Annotated in this window: 10 protein-coding genes; 4 read left to right on the top strand and 6 right to left on the bottom strand. The window is 71.0% G+C overall.

Annotated features, from left to right (window positions below):
* Positions 1–225 precede the first annotated feature (225 nt).
* The 3 genes from AC0Z36_RS27400 to AC0Z36_RS27390 are packed head-to-tail and all read right to left on the bottom strand — an operon-like array spanning position 226 to position 3,465.
* The gene (locus tag AC0Z36_RS27400) at positions 226–450 is read right to left on the bottom strand and encodes an acyl carrier protein (RefSeq protein WP_485465751.1); all 225 of its coding nucleotides are present in this window, start codon (positions 448–450) and stop codon (positions 226–228) included.
* The gene (locus AC0Z36_RS27395) at positions 447–2,429 is read right to left on the bottom strand and encodes an HAD-IIIC family phosphatase (RefSeq protein ID WP_485465750.1); all 1,983 of its coding nucleotides are present in this window, start codon (positions 2,427–2,429) and stop codon (positions 447–449) included. Before AC0Z36_RS27395 ends, AC0Z36_RS27400 begins: the two co-directional genes overlap by 4 nt.
* A gap of 4 nt (positions 2,430–2,433) precedes the next feature.
* On the bottom strand, positions 2,434–3,465 hold the full coding sequence (locus tag AC0Z36_RS27390) for a 3-oxoacyl-ACP synthase III family protein (protein WP_485465749.1): 1,032 nt from the start codon (positions 3,463–3,465) through the stop codon (positions 2,434–2,436).
* Between the two features lie 193 nt (positions 3,466–3,658).
* Here AC0Z36_RS27390 and AC0Z36_RS27385 point away from each other — a divergent pair, with 193 nt between their 5' ends.
* Complete coding sequence (locus AC0Z36_RS27385) at positions 3,659–14,074, top strand: type I polyketide synthase (protein ID WP_485465748.1); 10,416 nt, start codon at positions 3,659–3,661, stop codon at positions 14,072–14,074.
* 46 nt (positions 14,075–14,120) lie between these two features.
* On the top strand, positions 14,121–17,249 hold the full coding sequence (locus AC0Z36_RS27380) for a type I polyketide synthase (protein ID WP_485465747.1): 3,129 nt from the start codon (positions 14,121–14,123) through the stop codon (positions 17,247–17,249).
* 9 nt (positions 17,250–17,258) lie between these two features.
* Here AC0Z36_RS27380 and AC0Z36_RS27375 read toward each other — a convergent pair whose 3' ends face one another.
* Together AC0Z36_RS27375 and AC0Z36_RS27370 are read right to left on the bottom strand one after the other, a co-directional pair.
* Positions 17,259–18,029 carry a thioesterase II family protein gene (locus AC0Z36_RS27375; RefSeq protein ID WP_485465746.1) on the bottom strand — a complete coding sequence of 257 codons (771 nt, stop codon included), beginning with the start codon at positions 18,027–18,029 and terminating at the stop codon, positions 17,259–17,261.
* A gap of 75 nt (positions 18,030–18,104) precedes the next feature.
* Positions 18,105–18,848, bottom strand: coding sequence for an AfsR/SARP family transcriptional regulator (locus AC0Z36_RS27370; protein WP_485465745.1), 744 nt, complete (start codon positions 18,846–18,848; stop codon positions 18,105–18,107).
* Positions 18,849–19,237: 389 nt separating this feature from the next.
* On the opposite strand from AC0Z36_RS27370, the gene AC0Z36_RS27365 reads away from it, so the two are divergent.
* Together AC0Z36_RS27365 and AC0Z36_RS27360 are read left to right on the top strand one after the other, a co-directional pair.
* Positions 19,238–20,161: a metallophosphoesterase family protein gene (locus AC0Z36_RS27365; protein WP_485465744.1), complete on the top strand. Its 924-nt coding sequence runs from the start codon at positions 19,238–19,240 to the stop codon at positions 20,159–20,161.
* Positions 20,158–20,811, top strand: a complete 654-nt coding sequence (locus AC0Z36_RS27360; RefSeq protein ID WP_485465743.1) for a 4'-phosphopantetheinyl transferase family protein — start codon at positions 20,158–20,160, stop codon at positions 20,809–20,811. The genes AC0Z36_RS27365 and AC0Z36_RS27360 overlap by 4 nt, the downstream gene beginning before the upstream one ends.
* Positions 20,812–20,863: 52 nt before the next feature.
* Here AC0Z36_RS27360 and AC0Z36_RS27355 read toward each other — a convergent pair whose 3' ends face one another.
* Complete coding sequence (locus AC0Z36_RS27355; RefSeq protein ID WP_485465742.1) at positions 20,864–21,448, bottom strand: GtrA family protein; 585 nt, start codon at positions 21,446–21,448, stop codon at positions 20,864–20,866.
* Positions 21,449–21,926: the final 478 nt, after the last annotated feature.

Raw genomic sequence — 21,926 nt, 5'->3', positions numbered from 1 at the left:
CCCGACGATCCAACCACACGCCGCAGCAGGACCTCACACGCCGTCACGGAAACGCGTCCTGCATCACGCTCCGATTACCCGCTGAATGTTTACGTCCGCAGTCCCCTGCGCTCGACGCCGAACTCCCAGCTCAGCCGTGCAGATGACTTCGAACATTGACACGCGTACACATGCGACAGACCCCGGTGGGAAACCCAGCCGGGGTCTGTTCCGTACCGCCCTACCTCACGCGGTCGCCAGTTCGTAGACCCCCGCCAGGCTCGGCGCCTCCAGCACGTCCGGCAGCGACAGTCGCCGCTTCGTCTCGCGCTCCAGCATCACCAGCAGCGACAGCAGCTGCACCGAGTCCCATCCGGGCACCGCGTCGAAGCCGGCGGCGACGTTGTCGGGCGTCACGTCGAGGCCCAGTTCGTCACGGACGAGCACAATGAAATCGTCGATCGAGTTCACGCGGGTATTCCTTCGGGATCAGAGTTCAGTGAAGAGTTTTGCGAACCGGAGAATTCGGCGGTCAGCGTGAGGTGGCCGGGCGGCCCGGCGATCTCCAGCAGATCATGCCGGAAGGACTTCTCCGTACCGTCCACGCCGTCCGAACCATCCGAAGCGCCCGAACCGTCCACGCCGCCCGAACCGCCCGAACCGCCCGAACCGCCCGAACCCTCGACAGTGAACCCGCCCTGCGGGTAGAAGTCCTCAACCTTGCCGTTCTTCGCGCTGCGCCGGAAGGCAGCCCGCACCTCGACCACCCCGGAGGACCGCAGGTGGCCCAACAGAGCGGACAGGCAAGCCTGTTCAACCCCGCGGGAGAACACCCGGCAGCTCAGCAGAAAGTTGTCGATGTGCGCCGTGGAGCCGTCCACGCGGACGAACACCGCGCCCACCAGGCCGTTGTCCCCGAACCGGTCGGCGGTGTGGATACCCAGGACCAGCGCCGACGGGTCGGCCAGGAGCGCGCGGACGTCCGCCGGCTGAAGGCGTTCGGTCGTCAGGTTGAACTGGTTCGTCCGCAGCGTGATCTGCGAGACGCGCGCCACCTCGCGTTCCCCGGCCGCCGCCAGGCGGACGGTCACGCCCAGTTCGCCCAAGTAGTCGTCGAGGGAGTCGAAGTCGCTGAGGAAGTCGCGGCGTTCGGCCTCCTCGCGGTAACGTCCCGGGCGGTCACGGTCCTCGGTGGTCGTCTCCTTGACGTCGAACCAGCCGTCACGCAGCAGCTTGGCCGCGTGCAGTGCCGGTTCGGTGTCGAGCGGGATCACCGAGACCTCGGGCAGTTCGCTGCGGACCAGTCCGCACTCGTACGCGCTGTCGTCGGCGAACACGAAGGAGTCGGTGCCGAGGTTGAGGTCGGTGGCCAGCTCGCGCAGGTTGTCGTGCTTGGGCCGCCAGTTGGCGGTGACGCGGACGAAGTCCTCTTCGCGCAGCGTCATGCCGGGGTGGCCGCGCAGCACTTCCCGTACGGGATCGAGGTCGTTCTTGCTGACGGCGGCCAGCAGGACACCCTGGGAGGCGAGTTGCTTCGCCACCTTCTGGAAGGCCCGGAAGGCCTCGCCGCGGTAGCTTTCGGCGACCTCGATGCCGTCGGCCCCCACCTCGCCGAGGATGCCGCCCCACACCGTCTCGTCCAGGTCCAGGACGAGGGTCTTCTTCGTGCGGCCGGTGATGTGCCGGGCCAGGTGGCCGACCTCGCGGGCGTAGGCCGCCAGCAGGTCGGGACCGATGTGCGCCTTGGCGTAGACGGTCAGCCGGGGGTCGGCGGCGGCGACGCCTTCGGCCAGCAGCGGGTCCAGGTCGATGACGACGAGACCAGGGTGACTTTCCGTCAGCCGCAGCAGGCGCGCGTTGGCCTCACGCCAGACCGCGCCGAGCTGCGCCCGGGACCGGTGGTCGACCAGCTGCGCGGTGACGGAACGCGGCAGGGCCAGCGTGTTCAGCACCAACGTGCCACGCGACACCGACTCGAAGCGGCTGACAAGACCTTCCAGGAGCCGCAGCTTCGCGTCCAGGACCTGCGCGACGTCGTCGGGCCGCCACGGGAGCGGCAGTTCGTCGAGGACGATCTGCGGATCGAGGACGCAGCAGACGATCTCGGACTCGGAGGCGTACAACCGGCTCGCCGGGTCGGACAGTTCGAAGACGTACGAGTCGAAGTCCGCCACATGCGGGCGCAGGAGCAGTCCGTGCCGGGCCAGTTCGCCGGTGAGGACGGGCACCAGCGTGGAGACGGTGCCGTGGCCGGTGACCGCGATCCGCACGACGGCCGTCCCGGGGTGCGCGCCGAGGATCTCGTCCGGGTTGAGCCGGGCGAGCAGTCGGCCCGCGCGGACGATGTCGTCGCCGTCGGGGCCGGCGTCGGCCAGCAGCGGCTGGACACGCGGGTACTGGGCGGTGAGCTGCCCGGTGCGGTGCAGTTCGACGAGGTCGGTCACGGCCACGGCGTCAGAGCCTTTCCAGCGCGAAACCGGATTTGATCCATTTGCTCGACTCGACGGAGATGCCGAGCACCCGGTCGCCGGGGACGAGCTGCGGCAGGGTCTGCTCCAGCTGGAAGAACGGCGTCGCGTTCGCGGTGTTCGCGATCTGCCGGACGCAGCTGACTTCTTCGGCACCCGGCATCGCCAGCTGCTTGACGATTTTCGCGGTCATCCGGCCCGAAAGCTGCGGCGGCAGCAGGTAGTCGACGTCGAGCGCGGTCCAGCCGAGGTCGTCCAGGATCTCCTTGGCGATCTCCTGGGACATGAGCGGCACCGATTCCTCGATGGCCTTGTAGTCCTCCTGGAGCGACGGCTTGTCCGAGTTGCGGTCGAGCGGGCCGAACCATTCGACGACCTGGCCGGGTGCGCGGCCCAGGCCGGTGAGGCGGTTGAGGACACGGCGGATGACGACCGTGTCGGGCACCGGGTCTGCGGTCAGGACGGCCGCTCCGGCGCCGTCGCCGAACAGCACCAGGTTGACGATCTCACCGGGCGTCAGTCTGGTGAAGTCCACGTCCGGGTCCCAGTGCCGGGAGCACAGTTCGCCGCCGATGACCAGCGCGTTGCGGTACTGCCCTGAGCCGAGCATCTGGCGGCCGACGTCGAGGGCCTGGACGGCGCCCGCGCAGCCCGACTGGAGCTGGTAGGTCGCCACATCGTTGATGCCCAGGCGGTCTGCGACCATGTTGACCGTGGCCGGCATCAGCTGGTCGGGGGTGGCGGTGGCGAGGACCATGAGGTCGATGTCGCCCGCGACGAGTCCCGCGGACTCCAGCGCGCGGCCGCCGGCGAGTGCGCCGAGTTCCGCCAGGGAGGTGCTCAGCACACCCGTGTCGAGGTCGACGGCCAGGTGCCTGGACTCGGTGCCGATGAAGGCCTCGACCCACTGCTCCCACAGGTGGTCCGTGCCGAACCGGCGGGCGAGGGTGGCGTTGTCCAGGGCAGGGCCCGGCAAGGCGGTCCCCACCGACAGTATGCGGACGTCTGGGGATTGCATCCCGGTCCCTTCGTGGCTGCGCGGCTCTATCCGATGTCGCCCATGGTCGTCGGCCGGGCTAAAGGCGCACTTATTCGCCTCTTGGCTTTAGGTCGCGTGAAGGGCCCACTTAGTCGGCTCAACGAACCTGGAGGGCAACCTGCATACGCTCGCTTGAGGGACCTTCCCTGCGGCTGCTCGAGGGACGGGTCCCATGGCAAACGAAGACAAGCTCCGCGACTACCTCAAACGGGTGACGGCCGACCTCCAGCAGGTACGCCGCCGGCTGCGGGACGTAGAGGCGCGGGAGCACGAGCCGATCGCCGTCGTCGGTGTGGGGTGCCGGTTCCCGGGCGGGGTCACGTCGCCGGAGGAGCTGTGGAGCCTGGTCGCCGGGGCCGGTGACGCCGTCTCAGAATTCCCGGACAACCGCGGCTGGGATCTGGACACGCTGCGTGACTCCGACCCGGCGAAGCCCGGCACGAGCTATGTGACGCGCGGCGGGTTCCTGTACGACGCGGACCGGTTCGACAGTGGGTTCTTCGGCATCTCACCGCGTGAGGCCGAGGCGATGGAGCCGCAGCAGCGGGTGCTCCTGGAGACCGCGTGGGAGGCCTTCGAGCGCGCGGGCATCGACCCGTCGGCACTGGCGGGGTCGGACACGGGTGTGTTCGTCGGTGTGATCGCGCAGGACTACGCGAACACCGAGGACGTGCGGGCCGAACTGGAGGGTTACCTCCTCACCAACACGACCAGCGTCGCCTCGGGGCGTCTGGCCTACACCTTCGGCTTCGAAGGCCCGGCGGTCACCGTCGACACGGCCTGCTCGTCGTCACTCGTCGCACTGCACATGGCAGTTCAGTCGCTGCGCAAGGGCGAGTGCGGCATGGCGCTCGTCGGCGGTGTCACGGTGATGGCCCAGCCGATGCTGTTCACCGAGTTCAGCCGGCAGCGCGGCCTGTCCGCCGACGGGCGCTGCCGGGCGTTCGCCGGCGCGGCCGACGGTACGGGCTTCAGCGAGGGCGCCGGTCTGCTCGTCGTGGAGCGCCTGTCGGACGCGCAGCGCAACGGGCATCAGATCCTCGCGGTCGTCCGGGGTACGGCCGTCAACCAGGACGGTGCGAGCAACGGCCTGACGGCGCCGAACGGACCGGCGCAGGAGCGGGTCATCCGCCAGGCGCTGGCCGACGCCGGGCTGACGTCCGACCAGGTCGGCGCGGTCGAAGCGCACGGTACGGGCACGAAGCTCGGCGACCCGATCGAGGCGCAGGCCCTGATCAACACCTACGGGCAGGGGCGGGCCGACGACCGGCCACTGTGGCTGGGGTCGTTGAAGTCCAACATCGGCCACACCCAGGCAGCCGCCGGTGTCGCCGGGATGATCAAGATGATCATGGCGATGCGCCACGGTGAGCTGCCGCGCACATTGCACGTCGACGAACCGACCCCGCACGTGGACTGGTCGGCCGGTGCCGTACGGCTGCTGACTGACCATCTGTCCTGGCCCGAAGCCGAAGAGCCGCGCCGGGCGGGCATTTCGTCCTTCGGCATCAGCGGCACCAACGCGCACGTCATCATCGAGCAGGCCCCGGTTCCTGAGGTCAAAACCGAAGAGGAAGACGTCGTACGGATCACCCCCGCGCCGTCGTTGCTCGCCGTGTCGGCGAAGACCGCGGTGGCGCTGGCCGGCCAGACCGCCGGACTCCGCGGGTTCCTCGCGGAAAACCCCGAACTCGACCGTACGGATGTCTCGCGCGCTCTGGCGTCGCGGACGCTCTTCGAGCACCGGGCTGTGCTCGTGGGCGACGAGCTGGTCACCGGCACGGCGACCGGCGGGAAGCTGGCGTTCCTGTTCACCGGCCAGGGCGCGCAGCGCATCGGTATGGGAGCCGGACTGGCCGCGGAGTTCCCGGTGTTCGCCCAAGCACTGGACGCCGCCTACGCGGCCTGCGACCGGCACCTCGACGTCCCCCTACGCGACGCCGTCACCAGCGACCTGATCCACCGGACCGCCTACACCCAACCCGCCCTGTTCGCCCTGGAGACCGCACTCTTCCACCTCGTCACCTCCTGGGGCGTCACCCCGGACTACCTCGCCGGACACTCCATCGGCGAAATCACCGCCGCCCACACCGCCGGAGTCCTGTCCCTGGACGACGCCGCCGCACTGGTGTGCGCACGCGGACGCCTGATGCAGTCCCTCCCCGCCGGCGGCGGCATGCTCGCCGTCCAGGCCGACGAAGCCACAGTGACCCCGTACCTGAACGACTCGGTTGCGATCGCCGCACTCAACTCAGCCGACGCGACCGTCCTGTCCGGCGACCTCAAGGCCCTGGAACAGGTCAAGAAGGCACTGGGCGAGAAGGACACCAAGTCCAAACTGCTCACCGTCAGCCACGCCTTCCACTCCCCCCTGATGGACCCGGTCCTCGACCAGTTCCAGGAAATCGCCGCACAGCTCACCTACAACAAGCCGACCATCCCGATCATCTCCACCGTCACCGGCGAACCAGCCGACCGCCTCGACGACCCCCACTACTGGACCGGACACCTCCGCGACACCGTCCGCTTCCAACACGCGCTCCAGACCCTGGACGCGGCGGGCGTCACCACGTACCTCGAACTCGGCCCGGACAGCACCCTCAGCACCCTCGCCGCAGCGAGCCTCGACGCTGTCCTGGTCCCCCTGCTGCACAAGACCCGGGACGAAGCACGGAGCGCCACGACCGCGCTGGCCGCCCTGCACGTCAACGGGCACGCACCGTTCACCGGCAGCGGGCCGTCCACGGTGGACCTCCCCACCTACGCCTTCGAGGACCACCGCTACTGGGTCAAGCGCGTCCGTAAGTCGGCCGACGTCTCCGCAGCGGGGCTGAGCGCCGCGGAGCACCCGCTGCTCGGTGCCGTCGTGTCCCTCGCCGACGCGGACGGGACACTGCTCACCGGCCGGCTCTCCGTACAGACCCACCCGTGGCTGGCCGACCACGTCGTGAACGGCATGGTCCTGCTGCCGGGAACCGCCTTTGTGGAACTGGCGATCCGCGCCGGGGACCAGGTGGGCACGCCCCGGGTCGGGGAACTCACCCTCGAAGCACCGCTGGTGCTTCCCGTGTCCGGTGCGGTGCGGCTGCAACTCACCGTCGCCGCGGCGGAGAACGACGGCAGTCGCGCGCTGACCGTCCACTCGCGCCCTGCGGACGCCACCGACGAGGAGCAGTGGACCCGGCACGCCAGTGGCCTGCTGACCGCCGGGGCTCCGGTTCCTGACGTCGGATCAGACGTGTGGCCGCCGACCGGTGCGACCCCCCTCGACACCGGGGGTTTGTACGGACTGCTCGCCGGACACGGCTACACCTACGGCCCGGTCTTCCAGGGCCTGCGGGCGGCCTGGCGGATGGGCGAGGACCTGTACGCGGAGGTGGCCCTGCCCGAAGGCACAGAGAACACCGGTGCGTTCGGCATCCATCCGGCACTGCTCGACGCCGCGCTGCACCCGATGCTGCACGCCGCGTTCGCGGACCCGGACACCGAGTCGCCCGTACGGCTGCCGTTCTCGTGGACGGGCGTTGAATTGCACGCCGTCGGCGCGTCGACCGTACGGGTGCATCTGTCCCCCACGGGCACTGATTCGGTCGCCCTGCGGATCACGGACCCCACGGGCGCGCCGGTGGCCACCGTCGGGTCGCTGCTCGTCCGGCCTGTGCCGGTTGTCCGGAACACCGTCGAGGACCTGTACGTCGTCGACTGGACCGAGGTCGCGACCCCGGAGGAATCCGTCAGCTGGACGCTCGGGGACAGTTACGAACCCGACGCGCTGCTCGCAGGTCCGCGCTGTGACGCCGTTGTGGTCCCGGTGACCGGAACAGCCGACGGTGACGTCCCGGCGGCGGCCCGCGCGCTGACCCACCGGGTCCTCGCGCTGCTCCAGTCCTGGCTCGCGGACGACCGGGCCGCTGACACCTTGCTTGTCCTGAAAATCGCCCCAGGCCTGGTCACGGCGCCGGTCCTCGGCCTGGTGCGGTCCGCGCAGGCCGAGTTCCCGCGTCGGTTCGTCCTGCTTGAGGCGGATTCCGCCGAGCTGATCACCGCGGCTCTGGCCACCGGCGAAGCAGAGATCTCCGTACGCGACGGCAAGCTCCTCGTCCCACGCCTGGTCCGGGCAACCACATCCGAGGCCACCACATCCGAGGGCACCGCGGCTGAGGGCACCACACCGCTGGACACCAACGGAACCGTCCTCATCACCGGCGGCACCGGCGCGATCGGCGCGCTGACTGCCCGTCACCTGGTGGTGGAGCACGGCATACGCCACCTGCTGCTGTCCAGCCGGCGCGGACCGGGCAGTGAACACGCGGACGAACTGGCCGCCGAACTCGCAGCGCTGGGCGCGGAGGTCACCATCGCCGCGTGCGACGCCGCCGACCGGGACGCGCTCGCCGCGATGCTGGCCGCCGTTCCCGCCGCGCACCCGCTCACCGCCGTCATCCACGCGGCGGGGGTCCTGGACGACGGCGCGCTGGAGTCGATGACACCCGAGCGCATGGACGCCGTCGCCCGACCCAAGGTCGACGCCGCCTGGAATCTGCACGAACTCACGGACGATCTAAAGGCGTTCGTCCTCTTCTCCTCCGTAGCCGCCCAGGTGGGCAACGCGGGCCAGGCGAACTACACCGCAGCCAACACGTTCCTGGACGCGCTCGCCGCGCACCGGCAGTCCCTGGGGCTGCCGGGCACCGCAACGGCCTGGGGACTGTGGGGCGGCACCGGCATGGCCGACGGGATGAGTGCCGGCTCCGGCCTCGCACCCCTGGACGCAGCGCAGGGGATGAAACTCCTCGACGCGGCGCTCGCCGACAGCCGCGCGTTGCTCATCCCGGCGAAGCTCGACCAGGCGGCGCTGCGGGCCCAGGCCGCGTCCGGTGTGCTGCCCGCGCTGCTGCGCGGCCTCGTCCGGGCACCCGCCGCGCGGCGCAACGCCGCCGCCACCGGCGACAAAACCCTTGTCGGGCGGCTCAGTCCGCTCACGGAGGCCGAGCAGACGGCCCTGCTCCTTGATCTCGTCCGCACCCAGGTCGCGTCCGTCCTGGGCCACAGTTCACCGGACACGCTCGACGCGCACCGGCCGTTGAAGGACAGCGGGTTCGACTCGCTCACCGTGGTCGAGTTGCGCAACCGGCTGAACGCCGCGACCGGGCTGCGGCTGCCGGCCACGCTGGTCTTCGACCACCCGACACCGGCCGCGATGGCCGGGTTCATCCGTACGGAACTCATCGGTTCCACGGTCCGACCCCCGGCGGTGACCGTCCGGAAGGCGTCCGACGACGATCCGGTCGTCATCGTCGGCATGGCATGCCGCTACGCGGGTGACGTCGCGTCACCGGAGGACCTGTGGAAGGTCGTGGCCGACGGCGTCGACACCATCACGCCGTTCCCCACGGACCGCGGCTGGGACCTGGAGAACCTTTACCACCCGGACCCCGACCATCCGGGCACGTCGTACACCCGGCACGGCGGATTCGTGTCCACGGCGGCCGACTTCGACGCCGGGTTCTTCGGCATCAGCCCGCGGGAGGCGCTGACCGCCGACCCGCAGCAGCGGCTGCTCCTGGAGACCGCGTGGGAGACCTTCGAGCGGGCCGGCATCGACCCGGCGTCCCTGCGGGGAAGTGACACCGGCGTGTTCGCCGGTGCCATCGCCAACGACTACATCACGCGCCTGGGGCGGATCCCGGAGATCGCCGAAGGCTACGTCTCCACCGGCGCGACCATGAGCGTCGCATCGGGCCGTATCTCCTACCAGTTCGGCTTCGAGGGACCGGCCGTCACCGTCGACACGGCCTGCTCGTCCTCGCTGGTGTCCGTGCACCTGGCCGCGCAGTCCCTGCGCCTGGGCGAGTGCTCACTCGCGCTGGCTGGCGGCGCGACCGTGCTCGCCGGGCCGACGAACTTCATCGAGTTCAGCCGCCAGCGCGGTCTGGCGCCGGACGGTCGCAGCAAGGCGTTCGCCGCCGCCTCGGACGGCGTCGCGTGGGGTGAGGGCGTCGGCCTGCTGCTCCTGGAGCGGCTTTCGGACGCGCAGCGCAACGGGCACACCGTCCTTGCCGTGGTGCGGGGTTCGGCCGTCAACCAGGACGGTGCGAGCAACGGCCTGACCGCGCCGAACGGCCCTTCACAGGAGCGGGTCATCCGCCAGGCGCTGGCCGGCGCGGGACTGACACCGGATCAGGTCGACGCCGTCGAGGCGCACGGAACGGGTACGAAGCTCGGCGACCCGATCGAAGCCCAGGCCCTCATCAACACGTACGGCCGGGGACGGCCCGACGACAAGCCCTTGTGGCTGGGCTCGGTGAAATCCAACATCGGCCACACGCTGGCCGCCGCCGGTGTCGCGGGAATCATCAAGATGGTCATGGCGCTGCGCAACGGCGTACTGCCGCGCACGCTGCACGTCGACGCGCCGTCCCCGCACGTGGACTGGTCGGCGGGCGCGGTCCGGCTGCTGACTGAACCTCAGGCGTGGCCGGCGAACGACAGCACCCGGCGGGCCGGTGTGTCGTCCTTCGGGATCAGCGGGACCAACGCGCACGTCATCATCGAAGAGGCTCCCGTACGGGAGTCCGGCGCGGCACAGTCCAGCCCGGAGACGGACGGCCCGGCGGCGCCACTGCTGCTCTCGGCGAAGACCGCCGGAGCACTGCCGGGTCAGGCCGCGCGCCTGCGTGACCTGCTCAGCACCGGAGTCAGCCTCCCGGCGGTCGCGCGGGCACTTGCCACGACGCGTACGGCGTTCCCGTACCGGGCCGCCGTCACCGGGAGCTCGCGCAAGGCCGTCGTCGAAGCGCTCGACGCGCTGGCGCAGGGCGCGACGGACGGGACCGGCTCGCCGGCCGGCGGGAAGCTGGCGTTCCTGTTCACCGGCCAGGGCTCCCAGCGGCTCCGCATGGGCGCCGGGCTGGCCGAGGCGTTCCCCGTGTTCGGCGAGGCACTGGACCAGGCTTACGCGGCGTGTGACCGCCACCTGGAGGTGCCCCTGCGCGACGCCGTGGGCAGCGGGCTGATCCATCAGACGGCCTACACCCAGCCGGCCCTGTTCGCCCTGGAGACCGCGCTGTTCCGGCTTGTCACCTCATGGGGCGTCAGGCCGGACTACCTGGCCGGGCACTCCATCGGGGAGATCGCCGCCGCGCACGCGGCCGGAGTGCTGTCGCTGGACGACGCCGCCACGCTGGTGTGCGCACGCGGACGGCTGATGCAGGCACTTCCGGCGGGCGGCGGAATGCTCGCCGTCCGGGCCGACGGGGCCGCAGTCGCTCCGTACCTGAACGACGCGGTCTCCATCGCGGCGCTGAACGGTCCGGGCGCGACTGTCCTTTCGGGGGAGGTGAACGCGCTGCGGAAGGTCAAGGCGACACTGGACGAGCAGGGCGTCAAGTCCAAGCTGCTCAACGTCAGCCACGCGTTCCACTCCCCGCTGATGGACCCGGTCCTCGCGCAGTTCCGTGCGGTCGCAGCCGGACTGACCTACCACGGGCCGACGGTCCCGGTCGTCTCCACCGTCACCGGCGAAATCGCCGACCGGCTCGGCGACCCGGACTACTGGACCGGGCACCTCCGCGACACCGTCCGCTTCCAGCACGCGGTCCAGACCCTGGACGCGGCGGGCGTCACCACGTACCTCGAACTCGGCCCGGACAGCACACTGACCACCCTCGCCGCGGCGACCAGCGACGCCTTGGTCATCCCCCTGCTGCACCGGACCCGGGCCGAACCGGGCGCGCTCGCCGCCGCCCTGGGGCGCCTGCACGTCGCCGGGACCACGGTCGACTGGACCGCCTACTTCGGCGCCGGGGCGGCGACCGCGCTGCCCACCTACGCGTTCGACCACCAGCGCTACTGGCTCGAAGCCGGGAGCGCGCCGTCGGACGCGGCCGGGCTCGGCCTCGAAGCCGCCGGCCACCCGCTCCTGGGTGCGGCGGTCGCGCTCGCCGACGAGGACAAGTTCATCCTGACGGGGCGTCTGTCGCTGAGCTCGCATCCGTGGCTGGCCGACCACACGGTGGGCGGCACCGTCCTGCTGCCGGGCACCGCGTTCGCCGAACTGGCGCTGCGGGCCGGCGCGGAGGCCGGAGCGCCGGTCGTGGAGGAACTCACCCTCAACGGACCGCTGGTGCTGGCCGGATCCGGTTCCGTCCAACTCCAGGTGACCGTCGGCGCGGCCGACGGGGACGGGCGCCGTACGGCCGGGATCTTCGCGAGGTCCACCGGGGCAGGCGACTGGACCTGTCACGCGACCGGTGTCCTGGCGGTCGCCCCGGACACCTCCACGGGCAACGCGCCTGACACTTCGCCGGCCAGTTGGCCGCCGCCCGGCAAGCCGCTGACCGTGGCGGGGCGCTACGAGGAACTGGCCGACCGTGGTTACCAGTACGGCCCGGTCTTCCAGGGTGTGCGGGCCGCCTGGCGCGACGGGGACGACCTGTACGCCGAGGTTGTACTCGCCGACGACACGTCAGTCAGCGGATTCGGTCTGCACCCGGCGCTGTTCGACGCCGCCCTGCACGTCCTCGCCTTCGCCGCGGTGGAGGACACCACGGCGGCCGACGACGTCCGGCTGCCGTTCTCGTTCGCCGGGCTCCAGGTGCACACGAACGGTGCGCGGGCCCTGCGGATCCGGATCTCCCCCACCGGGGAGGACACCTTCGCGCTGACCGTCGCCGACACCGCCGGAGGCGCGGTCGCCACCGCCGCGCTGACCGTACGGGCCGTCCCCGCCGGGGCGCTGGCCGCACTCGGCGGATCCGGGGCCGCCGTCGAGCCGCTCTACGGGGTGGACTGGACGGAGCTGACACTTCCGGCGTCCGGGCCGGCCTGCGCCGTACTGGACGGCGCCGGCTGGAACCTGCCGGGCATTCAGTACACCGGCCTCGCCGCGCTGACCACGGCGGCGGCCGTACCGGATTGTGTCCTCGCTCCGTTCGACACCGCCGGCCTGACCGTCCAGGAAGCGCTGCGGCAGACTCTGACGCTGCTTCAGGAGTGGCTTGCGGAGCCCCGGTTCGCTGGTTCGAAGCTTGTGCTGGTGGTCCGCGGGTCCGACGACCTGACGCCGGCCGCAGTCCGGGGTCTGGTCCGCAGCGCCTGCTCGGAGAACCCGGACAGGTTCGCCCTGCTGGACACCGACGACCACGCCGCATCGCTGCGGAACGTCAGTGCCGCGCTGGCCCTCGGCGAACCCGAAGTCGAACTGCGCGCGGGAACAGCGCGCGGAGCCAGGCTCGTCCCGCTGGCCCAGGACGGACCGGCCGCGACTGTCTTCGACGCCACCGGAACCGTGCTGGTCACGGGTGCCACCGGCGCGCTGGGCGGCCTGGTCGCCCGGCACCTGGTGACGGAGCACGGCGTACGGAACCTCCTGCTGACCAGCCGTCGCGGCCTCGCCGCGACCGGGGCCGCCGAACTGGCGACGGAGCTCCGCGCGCTGGGCGCCGCTGTCACGGTCGCAGCCTGCGACGTGGCCGACCGGGCGGCGCTCGCCGCACTGCTGGCCACCGTCCCGGCCGGGCACCCGCTCACCGGCGTGGTCCACGCGGCCGGTGTCCTGGACGACGGGACGATCGCGAGTCTCACGCCGGAGAGCCTGGAGCGCGTACTGCGACCCAAGGTCGACGCGGCCCTGAATCTGCACGAACTCACTGACGGATTGCGGGCATTCGTCCTATTCTCCTCGCTCGCCGGCGTCATCGGCAGCCCCGGGCAGGGCAACTACGCCGCGGCGAACTCCTTCCTGGACGCGCTGGCCCGGCACCGCGACGCCGGCGGGCTTGCGGCGACAGCGGTCGCCTGGGGCCTGTGGGCGGAGACCGGGGAACTGACCGGCGACCTGGACGCGGCGGCGCTCACCCGGCTCGCCCGCGGCGGCATCGCGCCGCTGGCTTCGACTGCCGGACTCGCCCTACTCGACCGCGCGCTGGCGGCCGGACGCCCGGATGTGGTGGCCGCGAAGCTCGACAAGTCCGCGCTGCGCCGCCAGGCCGAAGCCGGGACGCTCCCGGCGCTGCTGCGCCCGCTGGTCCGGACCACCGGGCGGCGTGCGGCCGTCGGGACCGGAGTCACGCTGGAACAGCGGCTGGCCGCCGCTCCCGAAACGGAACACAGCCGGATCGTCCTGGAGCTGGTCCGTACGACGGTCGCCTCCGTCCTCGGCCACGCCGACAGCACGGGGATCGGTGCCGACCAGGCGTTCAAGGAACTGGGCTTCGACTCGCTGACCGCAGTCGAGTTCCGGAACCGGATGAACGCGGCCACCGGGCTGCGGCTGCCCGCCACGGCGGTGTTCGACCACCCGAGCCCGGCCGCGCTCGCCGGGTTCCTGCGGGCCGCCGCCGCGCCCGCGCCCAGCGCGCCCGTCTCCATACTCGACGAACTCGACCGGCTGGCGGGACTCCTGGGCGCGGTCGGGGACGGCGAACGCACCGCGGTCGGTGTCCGGCTGCGCGGCATCCTCGGGTCCTGGAAGGACGCTCCACAGCCGGTCGCCGCTCCGGCGGACACCGCGGAGCAGCTGCGGACGGCTTCAGCCGACGACATCTTCAGCTTCATCGACCGGGAGCTGGGCCGGTCCGCCGGATGACGACCAGCCCTGCCCCCATCACCCCACCTGAAGGAATCCCGCACCGATGACGGCCGCCGACGCCACACCACAGACGACCGAAGAGAAGCTCGTCGACTACCTCCGCTGGGTGACGGCCGACCTGGCCGAGACGCGGCAGAAGCTCCAGGACCTCCAGGACGCCGCCGCCGAGCCGGTCGCCGTCGTCAGCATGGCGTGCCGCTATCCGGGCGGGGTCCGCAGCCCCGAGGACCTGTGGAAACTGGTCATGGACGGCACGGACGCGATCTCGGCGTTCCCGGAGGACCGGGGCTGGGATACGGGGAACCTGTACGACCCGGACCCGGAGCGGCACGGCACGTCGTACTCCCGGCACGGCGGATTCCTCGACGAAGCCGGGCACTTCGACGCGGGGCTGTTCGGGCTGAGCCCGCGTGAGGCGATCGCGACGGACCCGCAGCAGCGGCTGCTCCTGGAGACCGCGTGGGAGGCCTTCGAGCGTGCGGGCATCGACTCGAAGTCCCTGCGCGGCAGTGACACCGGGGTGTTCGCCGGTGTCATGTACAGCGACTACGCGACCCGGCTGCAGAGCGTCCCACCGGAGTACGAAGGCCTGCTGGGCAACGGCAGCGCGGGTTCGGTGGCGACCGGGCGGATCGCCTACACCTTCGGCCTCCAGGGCCCGGCGATCACCGTCGACACCGCCTGCTCGGCCTCACTCGTGGCCGTCCACCTGGCCGTCAGGTCCCTGCGGCAGGGCGAATGCTCGCTCGCGCTCGCCGGCGGTGCGACCGTACTGTCGACGCCCGGCCTGTTCGTCGAGTTCAGCCGCCAGCGCGGCCTGTCGCCGGACGGCCGCTGCCGCGCCTACGCCGGCGCGGCGGACGGTACGGGCTTCGGCGAGGGTGCCGGACTCATCGTCCTGGAGCGGCTTTCCGACGCGAAGCGCAATGGCCACCCGGTCCTCGCGGTGATCCGCGGCAGCGCGGTCAACCAGGACGGTGCCAGCAACGGGCTTACCGCGCCCAACGGGCCCGCGCAGGAGCGGGTCATCCGCAAGGCCCTGTCCGACGCCCGGCTGACGGCCGATCAGATCGACGCGGTCGAAGGCCACGGTACGGGCACCAGGCTGGGCGACCCGATCGAAGCCCAGGCACTGCTCGCGACCTACGGCCGGGACCGCCCCGCGGGACGGCCGCTGTACCTCGGGTCGGTCAAGTCCAACATCGGCCACACACAGGCGGCGGCCGGCGTCGCCGGGATCATCAAGATGGTCATGGCGCTGCGCAATTCCGTACTGCCGTCGACGCTGCACATCGACCAGCCGTCCCCGCACGTGGACTGGGAGCAGGGCTCGGTCAAGTTGCTGACGGAGCCTCAGGACTGGGCCGGCGACTCCCGCCGGGCCGGAGTCTCGTCGTTCGGGATCAGCGGCACCAACGCGCACGTCATCCTGGAGCAGGCACCCGCCACGGAACCCGCGTCCGAAGTGGCCGCCGGCTGCGGACTCCCCCTGGTGTGGCCGCTCTCCGGGCGCAACCGCGCGGCACTCGTCGCCCAGGCCGGCCGGCTGGCCTCCTTCGTGCGCGACTCCCCGGCGGCGGCCCCGGCGGACGTCAGCCTCGCGCTCGCCGCCCGTACGGCATTCGACGAACGCGCCGTCGTAGTGGGCGCGGACCGCGAGACGCTGCTGCGCGCTCTCGACTCCCTCGCCGACGACGCGCGGTCCCCCGCCGTCGTCCACGGCACGGCGACCGCCGCGGGCCGGACGGCGTTCCTGTTCACCGGTCAGGGCAGCCAGCGGCTCGGCATGGGACGCGGGCTGTACGAGACCTCGCCCGTGTACCAGCGGGCCTTCGACGCGGTCTGCGACCGGTTCGACGTTGTACTTCCGCACAGAATAAGCGAGTTGGTGTTCGCCGCGCCGCGGTCGCCGGAGGCCGCGCTGCTCGACCAGACCAGATACACGCAGGCGGCGTTGTTCGCCGTTGAGGTAGCGCTGTTCCGCCTGGTGGAGCACTATGGCCTGCGACCCGACCACGTCATGGGCCATTCGATCGGCGGTGTGTCCGCCGCGCATGTGGCGGGGGTGTTCTCCCTGGACGACGCGGTCGCCCTGGTGGCGGCGCGCGGCCGGCTGATGCAGTCGGCGCGCGACGACGGGTCGATGGTCGCCCTCCAGGGCAGTGAAGCGGAGGTCGACGAGGCTCTGTCCCCGTACGCTGGCCGGGTGTCGATCGCCGCGCTCAACGGCCCCGACGCGACTGTCGTCTCCGGTGACCGCGACGCCGTGGCCGAACTCGGCGCGCAGTGGCGGGCGCGGGGCCGCAAGGCCAAGCGCCTCAAGGTCAGTCACGCCTTCCATTCACCGCACATGGACGCGGTTCTCGACGAGTTCGCGTCCGTCGTACGGACTCTGACGTTCCGTCCGCCGACTCTCGCGGTGGTCTCCGACGTCACCGGGACCGCCGCCACCCCGGCGGAACTGTGCTCGCCCGACTACTGGGTGCGGCACATCAGGCAGCCCGTCCGGTTCCTCGACGGCATGCGCTTCCTGGCGGCCGACGGGGTGACCACGTTCCTCGAACTCGGCCCGGACGGCGTGCTCTCCGCGATGGGCGCGGGCTGCCTGCCCGGTGTCCCCCAACTGCTCGCCCCCGTGCTGCGCGGGGACAAGCCGGAGGCTGAGACGTTCACCGCCGCGCTGGCCCGGGCGTGGACGGCGGGCCGCGCCGTCGGCCTGCGCGGCCTCGCCGCCGACGGCGGCGCGCGGCCCGGGGTCGAACTCCCCACCTACGCGCTCCAGCAGCGCCGGTACTGGCTGGACGCGCCGATGCGCGGGTACGGCACGACCGGCGCCGCCGCGCCCGTCGCCGTGGCGGAAGACCTCCCGGAGGAGACCGACAAGGCCCAGGCCCTGCGCGGACAATTGCTCCACCTGAGCGCCGGCGAGCAGGAATCCGTACTGCTCGATCTCGTCTGCGCCTGCGCCGCCGAAGTCCTCGGGCACGACTCAGTCGATGAGATCACGGTGGACTCGACGTTCCTGGAACTGGGCTTCTCGTCCTTCACCGGCCTGGAGTTGCGCAACCGGCTGGTCGAGCAGACCGGGCTGGAGCTGCCTGCGGTCGTCGTCTTCGACCACCCGGGACCGCTGCCCCTGGCCGCACACCTGCTCACCGAACTCGGGCGCTGAGTAAGCCACTCAGCCGGACAGTCTGGTCCTGACCAGGTTGAGGACGGCCTGCTGGTGCTCACTCAGGAAGAAGTGCCCGCCGGCGAACACCTCAAGGCTGAAGTCGCCCGTGGTGTTCGCCGCCCAGGCGGCGGCCTCGTCCACCGTCGCCTTCGGGTCGTTGTCGCCGATGAGCGCGATGACCGGGCACCGGACCGTACGGCCAGGCTCCGCGGTGTAGGTCTCGATCGCCCGGTAGTCGTTGCGGAGCGCCGGCAGGACCATCCGCAGCATCTCGTCGTCGGCGAGCAGCCGGGCGTCCGTGCCGCTGAGCCGCTGGAGCTGCGCGACCAGGCCGTCGTCGCTCAGGAGGTGGGCGTTCTCGCCGGTGCGCACGGTCGTCGGCCCGCGACGGCCGGAGGCGAACAGCGCCGACGGGCCCGCCGGTCCCAGGCGCAGGGCGACTTCGTACGCCAGGACCGCGCCCATGCTGTGCCCGAAGAAGGCGAACGGCCGGTCACCGGTGCGGTATGGGAGCACACCGGCGATCCGGTCGGCCAGTTCACGGATGTCCGGAACCAGCGGTTCGCGGTGCCGGTCCTGCCGGCCGGGGTACTGGACCGCGAGGACTTCGACGTCCTGGCGCAGACCGGCCGACATGGGGAAGTAGAAGCTGGCCGAGCCGCCCGCGTGCGGGAAGCAGAACAACTGGACTCCCGCTTCGGGCGCCGGGTGGAAGCTGCGGATCCAGTCGTCGGCGTCCGCTGCGGTACCCGTACCGGTGGGGCGGTGCGCGGTCATGCGTGTGGTTCTCCTGTCGTGCTGTCAGAGCTGCTGTCGATGAAGTGTCCGGTGCGGACTGCGCCGCGGGTGTTTTCAGGCCACCGAGCTCAACTCCAGGGCGTGGCCGCCCTGGAGGATCGAGACCTGGAGGTCACGCAGCGACCGGCAGGGCTCGACGCCCAGTTCGGTGATCAGCGTGCGCCGGGCGGACTGGTAGACCTTGAGCGCGTCGGCCTGCCGCTCCGAGCGGTACAGCGCGAGCATGAGCTGCCGCTGGAACGTCTCCCGCAGCGGGTGTTCGGCGATCAACGCGTAGAGCTGCGCTACGAGTTCACGGTGCCGGCCGGTCTCCAGGTCGGCTTCGATCCGCATCTCGACGCACTCGAGCCTGGTTTCGGCCGCCCACATGGAGAACTCGTCGATTATCGGGCCGCCGCGCAGTCCGCCGAGGGCCGGGCCCCGCCACAGGTCGAGGGCGGACTCGAAGGCGTCGGCCGCTTCGGCGTGCCGTCCGGCACGGGCGTGCGACCGGCCCAGTCTGGCGAGTTGCTGGAGGTCGTGCAGGTCGTACCCGGCACCTTCAAGGCACAGTTGGTAGCCGGGCGTCCGGGTGACTATCGATCCCGCGCCGCCCGATCTGGCCAGGAACTTACGCAGTTGGGAAATGTGCACGTGCAACGACGCGGATGCCCGTTTCGGGTGCACATCCGGCCACATCTCCGAGCTGAGCTGCGCCGTCGAGAGCACCTGGTCGGCACGCACCAGGAGCACCGCGAGAAGCAGCTCGACCTTCTGCGCGCTGACCGAGGCGACCACGCCGTCCTCGACCACCCGCACGCTTCCCAGGATTTCATATCGCAAGTTGCACCCCCAAAGAAGAGTCGATGATTCGCCACCACGACGTCGTGGCCCCCCGGACCGCTCAGTTCGGCGTCACCGACTGAAGCTTGCCAGAGCGAAAAGCACACCATACGCCCGGGTGGTGACTTACTGTCAGTCGCAACCCGTTCGTACCGATACACCCGGCCCGACCTCGCAAAGGCTGAATAAGCCCAGCTCAAACGTCGTTTGCTGGAATGAATCCGACATGTCGCAGGCTATTTCCAGCCATTACGGTGATGGTTTTGACGCTCTATGTTTCACCTGGGTGAACAGTGCCGGTCCGGAGCGTGACAATGGCCGCACTTGGCACTGAGCATGCCTTCTGCGGGGATAGGGTTCTGCAAGTGACAAGGGACCGACAAGGCGAACTACTGGCTGTCAGCGACCTCCACGCTGGCATCGCGGCGAACCGGCGGATCGTCGAGTCGATCCAGCCGCGCTCCGCCGACGACTGGCTGATCGTGGCCGGTGACGTAGCCGAGGAGACCCCGGACATCGCCTGGACCCTGGCTCTGCTGGCGGAACGTTTCGCCAAGGTCGTCTGGGTCCCGGGCAACCACGAGCTGTGGACCACCAAGGGCGATCCGGTGCAGGCGCGCGGCGAGGAGCGCTACCGCCACCTCGTCGACCTGTGCCGCGGTCTCGGCGTGGTGACGCCCGAGGACCCGTACCCGGTCTGGACGGGACCCGGTGGTCCGGTCACCGTCGCACCGCTGTTCGTGCTCTACGACTACACCTGGCGTCCGGCTGGCACGCACTCCAAGGAACAGGCGCTGGAATACGCCTACGGGACCGGGGTGGTGTGCAGTGACGAATTCCTGCTGCACCCCGACCCGCATGCGAGCCGTGACGACTGGTGCCGGGCACGGGTCGCACTGACCGAACGCCGCCTCGCCGCCTGCGATCCGGCTGTCCCGCTGGTGCTGGTCAACCACTTCCCACTGGTCCGCACCCCCACTGATGTGCTGCGTTACCCGGAGTTCGCCCAGTGGTGCGGCACGACCGCCACCGCCGACTGGCACACGCGCTTCAACACCGCGGCTGTGGTCTACGGGCATCTGCACATCCCCCGGACGACCCATTACGACGGCGTACGGTTCGAAGAGGTTTCGATCGGCTACCCGCGTGAGTGGCAGGCGCACGGGATGCCCCGCGGTGTGCTGCGGCAGATCCTGCCCGCACGGACGACTGCGGAGACCACTGCGGAGACCACAGCGCAGACAGCTGCGCGGACGCCCGCACAGAAGCCTGTGGAGGGCTCCCGGTGATCGAGCAGATCCTGCCCACCTCGGTGGCCTGTCACGACCTGTTCGACGATCCGCCCGGCGCTGAGCTGTTCCCGGCCGAGGAAGCGCTGTTGACCCGCGCGGTGGAGAAGCGTCGCCTGGAGTTCACCACCGCCCGGCTGTGCGCCCGGCGGGCGCTGGCCGGCCTCGGACTGCCCCCCGCGGCGATCCTGCCCGGTGAGCGCGGTGCGCCGCAGTGGCCCGCCGGGGTCGTCGGCAGCATGACGCACTGCACGGGGTACCGGGCCGCGGCACTCGCCCTGGACTCCGCTGTCCTGACGGTCGGCATCGACGCCGAACCGGACGAACCGCTTCCGGAGGGCGTCCTCAATTCGGTCGCCCTGCCCGCGGAACTGCGGTGGGCCCGGCGGCCGCCGGACGGCGGGCCCGCCCTGGACCGGCTGCTGTTCAGCGCCAAGGAGGCCGTCTACAAGGCGTGGTTCCCGCTGACGGGCAAGTGGCTGGACTTCGCGGACGCTTCGATCGAAGTCGATCTGGCGGCCCGGACCTTCACAGCCGAGCTGCTGGTCCCGCCGCCGACGGTGGCCGGCCGGCCGCTGACCGGCTTCGCGGGGCGGTGGACGGCGCAGCGGGGGCTACTCGTCACCGCGATTGTGGTTCCGGCCCGCTGAAGGGGCTTGCCGGCAGCGGCTCGTCGGCAAGGGGGTTGCCGACGACGCTGCGTCAGGCCGCAGCGACCAGCGAGGCCTGGGCGAAGGACGGTGCGAGGACGGTGTTCGCGGTGACCGTGACTGTGGTGACCCTGGTCGGGGCGACCGGGACGTTGGCGGGCTTGACCACCGCCGGGCGGGCGAAGACCAGGACGCGCAGGGTGACGAAGCGGCCGATGCCGGCCAGGCCCGAGGCCGTCAGGTAGGTGCCCTGTTCGAGGAGCACGCTGGGGTCGGTCTTCAGGGCGTGCAGGCCGAGCATCGCCGCGGTGGTGAACAGGTAGCAGACCAGCGCGGTGGACGCGGACTGGAGGTGGGCCTTCAGGTCGGCCCGGCCGCCGCCGAAGGTGAAGCGGCTGTGCAGTTCGGTCGCGAGGATCGTCGAGAGCACGGTGATGATCGCGTTGGCGAGGGCGATGGTGAGGTGGTCGGTCAGGAGTACGAGTGCGGCGCTGGACGCGAGGCCGGTGCCGCCGCCGTAGACGACAAAGCGCGAGAAGGCCGCGACCGCGCCGGGCTTCGTGTCAGTCGGCGTACGGCCGGACTCGGGCTGGACCTTGACGGTGGCCTGGCCGGCGACTCTGTAGCGACTGTCCACGGGACTCTCCTTCTTCAACGACCGACCCCCTGCCGGTTGTCTAAGTCAACCCTAGGGATCTGCTGACATCCTCCTCCATGGAGCTGACATCCCATGTCAGGTATGGGTAGCCCCACCCCTAGGGGTTGACGCTGTCACCACCCTGAGAGACGGTCCGGTTGGAGCTGGGCGACTCTCGGATGTCACTTCAGATCAGCACTTCTGACGGTCCATCAATTCCCGGTGAATACCCCTGATTCCGGACGCATTCGCACTCGGGAGGCCATTCCCGGGGTCTGTCCGGCCGGAAATCCGGACGACTGACAACCCAGTGGGGGGCCCCCCGCCGGCCCCCCGCGCCCCCCGCGGGGGCGATGGAGAGCCCCCCCCCCCCCCCCGCCGCAGCCAGATGCCCACCGCCCCCCCCCCCGCCGGCCCGGCACCCGCCCCGGCCCGCCCCCCCCACGCCGACACCGCCGCCAACCCCACCAAACCGGAA

It is taken from the genome of Kitasatospora sp. UYEF31 (assembly GCF_057291755.1).
The sequence above is the reverse complement of the archived record's forward strand: the minus strand, read 5'-3'. Positions and strand labels throughout refer to the sequence as shown.